This is a genomic window from Riemerella columbina DSM 16469 (assembly GCF_000374405.1).
GTDB classification, from domain to species: Bacteria; Bacteroidota; Bacteroidia; order Flavobacteriales; family Weeksellaceae; genus Riemerella; species Riemerella columbina.
Map to the genome: position 1 here is coordinate 199,502 of NZ_KB894217.1, position 13,560 is coordinate 213,061.

A 13,560-nucleotide genomic window follows, 5' to 3' on the forward strand; every position below is an offset into this window, starting at 1 on the left:
AAATAATATATCCCACCTGAAACCAATAAGGTTAAAATTACTACTAATATATCTAAGTAGTAAGAACTTTTTAAAGATTCAAAAATAGTTAAACTAACAAATTCATCTATAAACCTTTCGATTAGCGGAATAAATAAAAATAATAGTATAGTGCCTAAAAAATAATAAAATATCTCCTTAATAGTCTTGCTTTTATACATTATGTTTGATAAATTATTAATAATTCCAACTACTTCCCAATACAAAAATTCGCAAAGATATTCCCAAGCAATTCATCATTGGTGATTTCTCCCGTGATTTCTCCGAAATGATAAAGGGCTTCTCGGATATCGATAGCGAGTAAATCGCCCGTAATACCTAAATTGAGTCCTTCTTGGACTTGTTGCATCGCTCGTTGGGCTTTGATAAGGGCATCGTAATGCCGAGCGTTGGTAACAATGGCATCGCTGCTTTTGAGAGCTCCCGTGTTTACGAATTGCAAAAAGTGATTCTGCAAAGCCTCCACACCTTGTTTTTCTTTGGCGGAAAGCAATACCAAATCAGGGATTTGCTGCTGCAATTGGGTTCGTTCTTCTTCAGATAACAAATCCATTTTATTGGCAATAACCACCAGAGGTTTATGCGGGAATTGCTGTTTAATTTTCTCAATTTCCGATTGAATTTCGGCGATGGATAATTGCTGATTTTGCACCTTTTTTACATCAAAAAGATAGATAACAATTTGTGCCTGTTGCATCTTTTCAAAGGTTTTTTTGATGCCCAATTCTTCAATCGTATCAGTGGTTTCACGAATCCCTGCGGTATCGATAAATCGGAAGCCAACCCCCCCGATGGCAATTTCATCTTCGATGGTGTCGCGGGTGGTTCCCGCAATATCGCTGACAATGGCGCGTTCTTCGTTGAGCAAGGCATTGAGCAAAGTCGATTTTCCTACATTGGGTTCACCTACAATGGCAACGGGAATTCCGTTTTTCAACACATTCCCAACGGCAAAAGAATCTATCAAACGATTGAGGGCTTTTTGAATACGCGTAACAAGCGTTTGAAACTGCGAACGGTCGGCAAATTCTACATCTTCCTCTGCAAAGTCTAATTCCAATTCGATAAGTGAGGCAAAGTTCAGCAATTCGGTGCGTAGTTCTTGAATTTCATTGGTAAAACCACCTCGCATTTGTTGCATCGCCAACTGATGACTGGCTTCATTATCACTCGCAATCAAATCGGCTACGGCTTCGGCTTGACTCAAATCCATTTTGCCATTGATAAACGCTCGCAAGGTAAATTCGCCCGCTTGTGCCATTCGGCAACCTTGTCGCAACAACAAATTGATGATTTCTTGCTGAATATACGGACTTCCGTGGCACGAAATTTCTACCGTTGGCTCGCCCGTGTAGGAACGATTGCCGTGAAAAACACTCACCAACGCCTCATCTATGATACGATTTTGGTCTTTAATATACCCCAACTGCAAGGAGTGTGTGGGCTGTTGGCTGAGTTTCACTTTGTTTTTAGCCTCAAAAATAGGTTCGGTAAGGGCAATGGCATCCTTCCCCGAAACGCGAATAACGGCAATGGCACCCGCTCCTGGGGCTGTGGCAAGGGCAACAATGGTATCGTGGTTCATCAATGGTAATCAATTTAAAAATAATAAATAAAAATATACTTTAAAATCAGCAACTTAACTCTACGGCTTATTTTGCTACATCTCTCAAAATAATCTTATCATTTTTTTTTGTATATGAGCCATACATGATAACTGAGAAAATACCTAAGACGAAAAGAATGACTAAAAGAAAACTATTCATAATCTATAATTTTATTTAATTGTTGATAAAATAACTTGTTTGTAAAAATACAACTAATTATTTGTTTGTCTTTATTTATTAAAATAATTCAAAATATGACTTTATAAAAAGTTATACATCAATTATCTCCTAAACCAATGATATAGAACAATCATATTAAAGTCATCAATAGTAAATTTTGAATGCAAAAATACAAATTATTAAGATTGACACTTAAAAATTAGAAACTATGAATATGAAATTAAATTATTATTTAATTTAAAAGCTAAAATACAACTACAAACACATTAATATACAATAAATTATATCAATTAAACAAATAAAAAACAAAATAACAAACATAACAAAAGAACTACATGTTTAAATATTAAATAATAAAAATAAATTTAAAACAAAAAAAAAATAACTAAAAAACCATTATATATATTTTTTTTTATTACTTTAGCGGAAATAAAATTTAATGATATGAAAAACAAAGTATTATTACCGTCAGCTGTATTATTTACAGCAGCGTTGTTTTTTGCACAGGAACAACAAAACAACAACATCAAAGAAAGTATGATTAGCAAAACTATCAGTTTTGATAATCTAGCAAATGCACCAGCATTCGTTTTAGGAAAAATGATTTTTGACAAAGATCAAAATCTAACTTCTAAAAATCCAGAACTTAAGTTATTGAGTTCTGAAAAAGATGAAACAGGCATGAGCCATTATCGCTACCAACAAACGCTAAACAGCTATCCTATTGAAGGCGCAACACTGGTTCAGCATGTGAAACAAAATAAAGTTTTATACCAGAATGGTGAAATTGTTACAAAGTTTGGAGAAAAAATATCTTCGAACCAAGCTCCTAAAATCACCGAAAAAGAAGCTCTATCTGCAGCAAAAGAGTTTATTGGTGCAAAAGTTTACAAATGGGAAGATCCTTTGGAAGAAGAGTTTATCAAGAAAGAAACTAATAATCCAAATGCAACATTCAAACCAACTGGTACACTAGTCTATTATTCACCTGGAGCAGAGTTTAATCCCAACAACTTAAGATTAACTTATAAGTTTGACATTTATGCCGCACAACCCCTTTCAAGGAAAATAGTTTATGTTGATGCACTAACGGGTGAAATATTAGGTTCAGAAGATAAAATAAAACATTTTTGCAACAGTCCATTACATAAGGACATACACAGCTCAGAACACAATACACCAAATCATTATGTAAAACCACAATTATCTTCAGCACAGGGTACAGCCGTAACTGCTTATAGTGGATCCAAACAAATTGCTACTGATTACTATAATGGAACCTATAGACTAAGAGACACAACAAGAGGACAAGGCATTGAAACTTATAATTTAAAGAGAGGAACCTCATATTATAGTGCAGTAGATTTTACCGACTCTGATAATTATTGGAATAATACTAATTACAATTTAGACCAATATGCTACAGATGCTCATTGGGGCTCTGAGATGGTATATGATTTCTATAAAAACACTCTTAATAGAAATGGAATTGACAATCAAAATATGAAAATGCTTAGTTATGTACATTATAGTAAAAACTATGTTAATGCGTTTTGGGATGGTAGCAGAATGACTTACGGCGATGGAAATAGTAGCTACAACCCACTAGTATCATTAGATATTGTCGGACACGAAATGACCCATGGAGTAACTGAACGCTCATCTAGTTTAGCCTATAGAGGCGAATCAGGTGCACTAAATGAAGCCTACAGTGATATAATGGGGGCCGCTGTAGATTTCTGGGCGAGACCTAATCAGGCCAACTGGACTATGGGAGAAGAAATAGGAGCGGCATTTAGAAGTATGAGCAATCCTAATGCTTATTATCAACCAGATACCTATAAAGGTTCAAAATGGGTAAATACAGAAAATTGCTATCCTAGCAGGAGCAATGACAATTGTGGCGTTCACACCAATTCAGGTGTACTTAATTATTGGTTTTACCTTCTAGTAAATGGAGGATCAGGAACCAATGATATTGGAAATTATTTTACAGTAAACGGAATTGGAATCTCTAAAGCTACAGCTATTGCTTATAGAACCAATGTGTATTATCTAACTTCATCCTCTAATTATGCCGATGCACGAAACTACTCTATTAGAGCAGCAAAAGACCTTTACGGAGATAATAGCAACGAGGTAAAGCAAGTGAAAAATGCCTTCTATGCAGTAGGAATAGGCAGTGCTGCTGAAGAAGACAGCAACCCTACCCCACAAGAATGCTCAGTACCATCAGAGCTTACTGCAACTAATATTACATCATCCAAAGCTAGTTTGTCTTGGAATCCTATTTCAAATGCTGATAAATATATCTTGGAATATAAACCTTCATCAGACTATTATTATACTTCAAGAAATGTTTACAGCAATACAGTAGATTTAACTGGACTTGAATCTAATACGACATATAAATGGAGGGTAAAAACAAAATGTACTAATAATGAAAGTGATTATGCAAACTCTCAGTTTAAAACACTTTCAAGCTCTAACAATGGATGTAATGGTGCTTTTGAACCAAATAACTCTATATCGTATGCTACTTCAATTACAAACTTAAATACAGACTATAGTGCTTCCATAGAAAACAACTACGATCTTGATTATTATAAGGTGAAATTTTCTTCTAGCGGGTCTTTAACTATTAAGCTTTCAGGATTAACTCACGATGTAGACTTAGCACTTTATAATGATTCAGGATATAGAGTTGCTAGCTCACAAAAATCTGGTACATCTGATGAAAAAATACATTATTACGCATCATCAGGAACTTATTACATCAAAGTATATCCATATTCTGGTTCAAATCCTAATGCTTGTTATCAATTAAGACTTGAAGCTGGTTATACCATTGCAGGTAATAATCTAAATGAAAATAACGATGTAAATTCAGATTATAAAATCTATCCAAACCCTGCTACAGATTTTATTAATATATCAGTTCCTGAGAAGCTAGTAAATAATACTAATGTTCAAATTTATGATATGAATGGAAAAATAGTATCTAGTTTGAAGTTAAGCACAAATGATCAAAAAGTCAGTATTACACATCTACCTCAAGGTCTTTACACGGCAAAAATTGATACCGGTGATGGAGAAACTAGCGTCATTAAGTTTATAAAAAAGTAACCTTTTTGTAATACTACTTTTACAAAAAAGCCGTCTTGATACCCTCAAGGCGGTTTTTTAATATTTATATTACCCAGACACTATTGTTAAACAAACACCAAGCCCAATAATGGCTATTGCCAGTAAAAAAACTATATATATCAATCCCCATTTTAGGAATTGTTTACTTTTTTTCGAGTCCCCTTTAATCAAATAAACAATGGCTAATCCAAAAAGTATAACGACAGGAGAGAAAATATTAAAAACAGGATCGTCTAGCATTTTATCTTTATTTTTTTATCATCTATTACGGCATCGACATTAATGTTATATATCAACTTCCATTTAGAATGTATTTTACTCTATAAAGTGAAATAGTTTGATATTTATTTAACATCTAAAGTCCAGGTCATACAATAGCCATAACCAATAATAGCTAAAACAAATAAAATTAAAAGATTTGCTATCCCTAATCTTAAAAATGTTTTACATTTTTTAGGTTTTTTATTTCTATAATATATTGATAGTCCGAAAAAGATAATTGGCAAAAAGATTAATAGAACCAATATTATAAGTAAGAAGATTAATAACATATTTTTGCTCTAAAAATTAAATAAATTGTATCAAAAATTATTTTTTTTACGATTTTTTATTCCGTAAAAGTAAATCCTAAATTATCATACCGTAGTTTCTTTTAAGCGTTGTAAAATCTCTTTTTTATCATCTCTGTAAAGTAAATTCATTGTTTCAAACGGAATGATTTTATTATCCTTATCCACGATATGGACACAGGATTTCTTAATGGCTCTTACATCAAAATTATAAGCATCTACAAACTGCATAATGATAATTCTAAACAAATTATTATAGGTTAAATGCGGCGCTTCTACAAATGGTAAGCAACACAGCAAACTATGCAATTTATCCGTCGCCTTGTCCGTAGAGGTACCCGTGCTGAAAATCTCAAACATCCGCTGATGCAGTTGCTCATCTTGCTCATACACAATCGTATTTTTACTATTGTCTAGCAAATCACTTGGATTAACATAACGCGTTAATGGAAAGGCTTCACCATTTAATTTTAATACATAGCCCATTGCCAAAGCATCGGGGTTGCAAGGTACAGGAATAATATCGTCTGCGGTAAAAATATCCGTTTGCTCCAAAATACTTCCGCGAACTTCCGTTAGCGTCATTCGGTCGGTTTCGGGATTAAAATGTTCTAATCGTCCTGCTATTTGAGTCGGTTGAAAAGTAACTCCACGCACACATTGCTGTTTTAAAGCGTAGTGAATCACCTTTCCTATTTCGTGGTCGTTCAATCCTTTTTGTAAAGTCACCACTAAGGTTGTAGATAGATTCAGTTGATTTAAATGTTCTAAAGCCTTTTCTCTGATTTTTCTCAAGTGAGCACCTCGCAAAGTATACAACGCCTCATCCTCAAAAGAATCAAATTGTAGATAAATTTCAAAATCTGGGGTGTAAGATTTTAAACGCTGCGCAAACTCAAAGTCTTTTGCAATTTTAATCCCATTGGTATTTAGCATCAAATGTTTTATGGGTAATGATTTGGCATAATCCAAAATCTCAAAAAATTGCGGGTGGATAGTTGGCTCTCCTCCACTGATTTGAACTACATCGGGCTCTTTTTCATTTACGACTACTGCATTTAGCATCGCTTTTACTTCCTCCAAAGTTCTATGCCTTCCATAATTGGGTGAAGAACCCGCATAGCAAGTAGGACAGCTTAAATTGCAACGGTCGGTAATCTCTACAATCGTAAGACAAGAATGCTGCTCATGGTCTGGACACAAACCACAATCGTACGGACAGCCATAATGCGTTTTGGTATTAAACTTATAGGGCATTTCCGAAGGTTTATTATAGTTTCTGATGTTTTTATAATAAGGCACATCATCGGCGATTAGTACTTTGGAATTTCCGTGTTCTGGACAGCGCTTTAGCATATAAACCTTATCATTTTCAAAAACGATCTTTGCATCAATCCGCCTTAAGCACTCCGGACAAAGGCTGAGCGTATAATCATAATAAGTGTATTTTCTTACTGGCATAATTCATTAATTTTTTAAGTGTTTTTGCGTAATATAACCAACATACAATACATGACCACTGGATACTGCTTAACCCTAAAACAAAAAATATATTGGGTTTTAAAAACTCCATAGAAAATCGCCATCCAAAATAGGACAGCATAAAGATTTTAAACTGAAGTCCATTTTCTTTTATCGTAAAAGAGCGGATACTTTTCATCACCACCATCAGCAAAACTAAGAATATAATTTCATATAACGCAGTAGGGTGCCTCAAAATACCATCGCCTAAGTCCATACCGAAAATAGAATCGGTAGGTTTTCCATAAGTAAATTCATTAACGCCCATTAAAAAACAACCCACTCGCCCAATGATAATTCCAACTATTATAGGAAAGGTAAAAAGGTCGCCAGACGACTGTTTTTCACCAATAATTTTTTTTGCTAATTCTACGCCAATCAATCCCCCAAACAAACCACCCATAATAGTTTTGGTATTGAGCAATAAAATGAGCGCTTTCGTATCATGAGGCATAATAGGATTTTCTAAAAACCCCACCAAGCGAGAACCTACCAATGCACCAACTGCTGCACCCAGTACTATAAACAAACGATGGTCACCCGATATAGGGTCGGCACTACGTTTCCTAAGCCATAGATAATACCTAAAGCCTACAAAAAATGCCAAATACTCCATTATCAAATGGATATTGATTTTCGTCCCAAACCAAACGAGCTCAAATGGAATTGTCAAGGTGCTTGAAGTTTAAAAGTTATTATTTTCTATGTCCAAAAGCCCTTTGTAGCAAGCTTTCTACCTTAGGTTCGGCTCCTCTAAATTCTTTATAGAGTACCATTGGGTCTTTAGTTCCGCCACTCGCCAGTAAAGTTTTATACTTCTCTGCCGTTTCTTTATCAAAAATTCCTTTTTCTTTAAAGAACTGAAATGCATCAGCATCTAAGACTTCTGCCCATTTATAGGAATAATAGCCTGCGGCATAGCCCCCTTGGAATATATGAGAAAAACTAGGACTCATGGCTGTTTTTTCATTAGAAGGGTATAATTGTGTTGGTGCTAAAATACGGTCTTCAAAGGCTTTAATATCTAAACTATCGTCATTAAAATCTTCCGTATGGTAGTGCATATCCAACAATCCAAACCCGAGTTGCCTAAGCGTTTGGTAACCTTCCATAAAACTTTTAGACTCAGCGATTTTTTCTATTTTTTCATCAGGTAATAACTCGCCTGTTTTGTAGTGTTTAGCAAAACTTTTTAGAAACTCAGGCTCAAAACAATAGTTTTCCAAAAACTGTGATGGCAATTCTACAAAGTCCCATTTTACCGATGTTCCAGAAAGATTAGGATATTGCGTGTCAGCTAACACACCATGCATAGCATGACCAAATTCATGGAACAATGTGGTTACCTCATTGAAAGTTAATAGACTTGGGGTATCTACCGTAGGCTTTGTGAAATTACAAACTACGGAAATATGGGGACGATAATTTTTATCCTCTTTTTTATATTGATTTTTATAGCTCGTCATCCACGCCCCTGCTCGTTTACCTTTTCTCGGGTGATAATCTACATATAACAATGCTTTATACGCTCCATTTTCAGTAATTTTATAAACCTTTACCTCTGGATGATAAGTGGGCACATCATGTACTTCTTCAAAGTCTAAACCAAAAAGTCGGTTGACTAAGCCAAATACGGCGCCTTGTACTTGCTCTAATGGAAAGTAAGGTTTTAGCTCTTCATCGCTTAAATCAAAGCGTTGTTTTCTTAATTTTTCTGCATAGTAAGCGTGGTCATAGCCTTGCATTGTCTCAATACCATCTTTTTGGGCTAAGGCTTGTAATTCTGCTACATCTTCTTTTGCGTAGTCTGTTGATTTTTCTAATAGTTCATTAAGGAAATCCATCACTTGGCTCGGGTGCTTTGCCATTCGTTCTTCCAATACATAATCGGCATAAGTTTTATAGCCTAACAATTGGGCTTTCTTTTGTCTTAATTTTACAATAACGTCAATGAGTTGTCGGTTATCGTTCTCCGAGCCATCAAAAGCTTTTGTTCCATTAGCTAGCGCCACTTCTTTTCTTAATTCGCGATTGTCTGCATAAGTCATTAATGGTAAATAACTTGGATATTGTAGCGTAATCACATAGCCTTCCAAATCTCGTTCTTTGGCCTCTTCCGCATATTGTGATAGAATGGCATCTGGTACACCTTTTAAATCTTCTTTATCAGTGATATGTTTATAATAAGCATTAGTTGCCGCTAGAGCATTCTGCCCGAATTGCAACGATTTAAGCGCTAACTCACGATTGAGTTCCTCTAAAGTCTTTTTATCTTCCTCATTTAATAAAGCGCCACTTCTTACAAAGCCTTTATAAGTATCCTCAAGCAATGTTTTTTGTTCTTCGTTTAGAGATAAGTTTTCTTTATCATCATAAACGGATTTAATTCTTTTGAACAAAGTTTCGTTTTGAGAAATTTTAGATGAAAATACGGTTAATAAAGGGGATACTTCTTGAGCAATCTGTTGAATTTCGTCGTTGGTTTCTGCAGAGTTTAAATTAAAGAAAATATGGCTTACCACATCCAACTGCTTCCCCGAGTACGCCATGGCTTCTATCGTATTTTCAAATGTTGGGGCTTTTGGATTACTTGCTATCGATTCTATTTCTTTTTCTGATTCTTGGATTAATGCTTTAAATGCAGGCAAAAAATGTTTTTCTTTAATTTGGTCGAACGGTGCCGCTTCATCAAAGTTTTTAAAAGTATGAATTAATGGGTTATTTGTCATTTTAAATTGATTTTATTTTTAACAAAGATACAACATTAGACCTAACGAAAAAAGCCACCTAATCGGTGGCTCAGCTATTTTAAATATTGCTTTAAAAAAGAACTTTATAAGGTGTGTACATCATCGTTCCTTTATAATGTTTAAGTTTTTCTACGGTTTCAAACATTTTATATTGCTCTTCGCTCAACCTTTGTTTCATAAAGTAGGTCGAGATATTGTCCTCATTAATACTTTTAAAGAATTCCTCCAAAGGACTAATCTCTCCAGGATAGCCTACTGCTTGGTAATCTTTTAGTTTGGCTTTTTTAGCCGCATAGCGAACAGCATCGTCTAGACTTCCTAATTCATCTACCAAGCCAATTTCCTTAGCACGCTTACCAGACCATACTCTTCCCCCTCCAATAGCATCGATTTCCTCAAAAGTTTTATGTCTATTTTGGGTCACAAAATATACAAATCGCTTATAAGTTTGCTCTACACTTTTTTGAAGCATGGCTAAAGTGCCATCAGAAACACCATTAATAGGAGAAAACATTTGAGAATTAGCATTGGTTTCTACGATATCGGAATTAATTCCATTTTTATGAGCTAATTTTTTGAAATCCGTTACCATACCAAATACTCCAATAGAACCCGTAATAGTAGTAGGTTCAGCAAAAATTTTCTCACCTGCCATAGAAATATAGTAACCGCCAGACGCCGCATAGTCCCCAAAAGATACCACTAAAGGTTTTTTAAGTTTTAACTGTTGAAGTTCATATAAAATTTGGTCAGATGCATTGGCACTTCCTCCTGGGGAATTCACTCTAAGAACAACCGCTTTTACATTTTCATCATCCTTTAAATCTTGAATATATTCTATGTATTTTTTGCTAGAAATCCCTGTGACATCATCGCCATCCATAATGCTTCCCGAAGCATATAATATCGCCACTTCATCTTTTCCGCTAGTATTTTCCTCTAGTGTAGCAATATATTTGCCGATAGATACTTTATTTAAATCTTCATCTTTTGCTAACCCAAGTTCCGATTTTATCATATTATCATACTCAGGCTTTTGTAGCAACTGGTCTGCCAATTTATTTTTAAGGCTCAATTCTGGAATCATTCCATAAAGACTATCAGTAACAGTCTTAAATTGAGCCACATTTATCTTTCTCGATGCTGAAATTTTTGGTGCAACTTCTGACCATAAATCATTTAGAAGCACGCTCAATTGCTCTTCATTTTCGGGTGAAATGTCATTTCTTAAAAAAGGCTCTACGGCGGCTTTAAACTTACCGTGTCTAATTACATTGAACCCAATCCCGTATTGCTCTGCAAAATCTTTAAAAAACACTACTTCTGAAGCCATACCTTTTAAATCAATTCCGCCCGCTGGACTTAGAATATATTTATTGGCTACCGTTCCCAAAAAGTAAGAAGATTGAGATACAGTATTCCCATAAGCATAAACTTTTTTACCACTAGTTTTAAAATCTTCTAATGCCGCTCTAATGTTTTCTACTTGAGAAAGACCAGCACTCAGCCTATCATTTTCTATACTAATGGCTTGAATATTAAGATCGTTTTTAGCTTTTTTAATGGCTTTTACAAGGTCATAAATTTGAATATCTTTTTTATCCTTAGTTAGTTGAAAGGGATTCAAATCTTTTTCTGTGTCTGTTTCTATCACTCTAAATTTATCATCTAGTGTTAGAACAGATTTTTTTTCTATTTTTACGCTTTCATTCCCTCTCATTGAACCTAAGGCTATGATAAAAATCATAAATCCAAAAAAGCCAATAATTAATAGCATAAATGCTACAAAGTTGGCTAACACATTTTTAATAAAATCTCGCATAAATAATTTTTTTACAATAATACAACATATGTCGCAAAAAGAGGTCATTTTGTTACTAGGAAGTAACCTTGGAGATACCAAAAAAAACATAGAAACGGCCATACAATTGATAAATAACAAGATAGGCATAATAAAAAAAAGAAGTTTTTTTTTAAAAACAGAGCCTGTAGAATTTGTCAGTAATAATATTTTTAGTAATATTGCACTTTCAATTAATACAGATTTGTCACCCATTCAAATCTTAAAACAAATAAAAGATATTGAAATAGTAATGGGAAGGACTCAAGATTCGAGTATTCTTGGAGAATACAAGGATCGAATCATTGATATAGATATTGTGATGATTGGTAAGATTAGATTTAAATCTATTTTATTAACTATACCACATCAAAAACATTTATTCACTAGAGAGTTCTCAAAAATATTAATTGATCAGATAATTTAATTAAAATTATAATATATGAAAAAAAGTTTATTAACACTTTTAGCTTTACCAACAGTAATGTATGCACAAGATTCGTTGTCTATAAAAAACAACAACAATTTACCTAATACATTTTCCTCTGGATCTAGCAAAATTGAAAAATTTGATAATAAAGCTCGTAGATTCAACGATTGGAGTATCTCTACTGGTGGTGGTACAGCATTGATGCAATCTGCTGATTTAACATCATTCTATGACAATAAAGTAAACTGGGGATGGAATGCCTATGTGAGTTTGGATAAACAGATTTCGCATACATTTGGATTAAGTTTACAATATCAACAAGGGCAAACTAATCAAAAAGCAATGCTTAACCCAAGTTATGGTGTGGCAGAAGCTAATACAAAGTATAAACAAATCTCATTACTCGGAGACATCAACTTCTCTAATCTATTTAGAAGATTAGACAATCACTCTCCTTATAGATGGGCTCTACATGGTTATGCAGGTATTGGGTTACAAGGGTATAATACATTTCTAGAAGACAAATCAAAAAGATGGAATAATCCTGAGGCTATTGAACAAAAGTTAGATATAGCATCATTTTTTTACCAAGCAGGTGCTGGTTTAAAATATAAAATTTCTAGACGTGTTGATATAGAAGCTAGACTGATGTATATTATATCTGGGGATGATGAATTTGATGGAGGTGGATGGAATAATACCTCACCAGATTATCCTTATAACAACATCAAAAAATCTAATTCTGATAATTTTTTTACAGCTAATTTAGGGTTATCATTTAAACTTGGAAAACATATTTCTCATCTGACTTGGCATGATCCACTAGAAGAAAGTTTTTACAGAATATATAATTTGGAACATATTGAACCCAATATGCTTATTTGTAAAAAAGGTGATCAAGATAATGATGGTGTTTGTGACGATTGGGACAGACAATTAGATACGCCTAATGGAGCCAGAGTAGATGGTGCTGGAGTTGCTCTAGACATTGATTTAGATGGAACTATTGATTTATATGATAAATGTGTAACGGTTCCAGGTCCTGTTGAAAATAATGGTTGTCCAATTAAAGAAAATGTTAGAAGTACTCCTGAGGTTACCTCGTCTATTACCGAAATCAACCAAAATTTTGAAGGCATAGAATTTGCATTAAATAGTGATGTCATTAGACCAAAATCTTTTGATAAATTAGATAAAGCCGCTGATCTTATCAAGACTCTAGATAACACAAAGCAATATTTAGTTATTGGAGCAACTGATACTAGAGGATCTGATGTTTATAATTTAAGATTATCACAAAAAAGAGCGAACGCTGTGGTTAAGTATCTAAATGATAAGGGAGTTTCTCTAAATTTATTAATCCCTGAAGGGAGAGGAGAAAAAGATTTAAAGTATCCTGAATGTGAACCAGCAACGGCTTGTCCTGAATGGAAAAACGAGGCTAATAGAAGAGTATATTTCTCAGAAAAATAAATAA

At 34.1% G+C, this 13,560-nt stretch carries 9 protein-coding genes; 3 read left to right on the forward strand and 6 right to left on the reverse strand.

Annotated features, from left to right (window positions below; genetic code table 11):
- Nucleotides 1-229 precede the first annotated feature (229 nt).
- Nucleotides 230-1,627, reverse strand: a complete 1,398-nt coding sequence (mnmE, locus tag C237_RS0101025) for a tRNA uridine-5-carboxymethylaminomethyl(34) synthesis GTPase MnmE (protein WP_026315410.1) — start codon at nt 1,625-1,627, stop codon at nt 230-232.
- 643 nt (nt 1,628-2,270) lie between these two features.
- On the opposite strand from mnmE, the gene C237_RS0101030 reads away from it, so the two are divergent.
- Nucleotides 2,271-4,952 (forward strand): M4 family metallopeptidase, encoded by a 2,682-nt coding sequence (locus C237_RS0101030; protein WP_018674627.1) that lies wholly within the window; start codon nt 2,271-2,273, stop codon nt 4,950-4,952.
- A 69-nt stretch (nt 4,953-5,021) separates the two neighbouring features.
- Here C237_RS0101030 and C237_RS14425 read toward each other — a convergent pair whose 3' ends face one another.
- The 5 genes from C237_RS14425 to sppA form a co-directional block, all read right to left on the reverse strand.
- Nucleotides 5,022-5,213 (reverse strand): hypothetical protein, encoded by a 192-nt coding sequence (locus C237_RS14425; protein ID WP_156809685.1) that lies wholly within the window; start codon nt 5,211-5,213, stop codon nt 5,022-5,024.
- Between the two features lie 395 nt (nt 5,214-5,608).
- Nucleotides 5,609-7,003 (reverse strand): radical SAM protein, encoded by a 1,395-nt coding sequence (locus C237_RS0101035; RefSeq protein ID WP_026315411.1) that lies wholly within the window; start codon nt 7,001-7,003, stop codon nt 5,609-5,611.
- Nucleotides 6,975-7,736 (reverse strand): prolipoprotein diacylglyceryl transferase, encoded by a 762-nt coding sequence (locus C237_RS0101040; RefSeq protein ID WP_026315412.1) that lies wholly within the window; start codon nt 7,734-7,736, stop codon nt 6,975-6,977. The genes C237_RS0101035 and C237_RS0101040 overlap by 29 nt, the downstream gene beginning before the upstream one ends.
- Nucleotides 7,737-7,758: 22 nt before the next feature.
- Nucleotides 7,759-9,792 carry a M3 family metallopeptidase gene (locus tag C237_RS0101045; protein WP_018674630.1) on the reverse strand — a complete coding sequence of 678 codons (2,034 nt, stop codon included), beginning with the start codon at nt 9,790-9,792 and terminating at the stop codon, nt 7,759-7,761.
- Nucleotides 9,793-9,883: 91 nt separating this feature from the next.
- Nucleotides 9,884-11,635, reverse strand: coding sequence for a signal peptide peptidase SppA (gene sppA, locus C237_RS0101050; protein WP_018674631.1), 1,752 nt, complete (start codon nt 11,633-11,635; stop codon nt 9,884-9,886).
- Nucleotides 11,636-11,663: 28 nt separating this feature from the next.
- On the opposite strand from sppA, the gene folK reads away from it, so the two are divergent.
- Nucleotides 11,664-12,080 carry a 2-amino-4-hydroxy-6-hydroxymethyldihydropteridine diphosphokinase gene (gene folK, locus C237_RS0101055; protein WP_018674632.1) on the forward strand — a complete coding sequence of 139 codons (417 nt, stop codon included), beginning with the start codon at nt 11,664-11,666 and terminating at the stop codon, nt 12,078-12,080.
- Between the two features lie 15 nt (nt 12,081-12,095).
- Nucleotides 12,096-13,556 carry an OmpA family protein gene (locus C237_RS0101060; protein WP_018674633.1) on the forward strand — a complete coding sequence of 487 codons (1,461 nt, stop codon included), beginning with the start codon at nt 12,096-12,098 and terminating at the stop codon, nt 13,554-13,556.
- Nucleotides 13,557-13,560 lie beyond the last annotated feature (4 nt).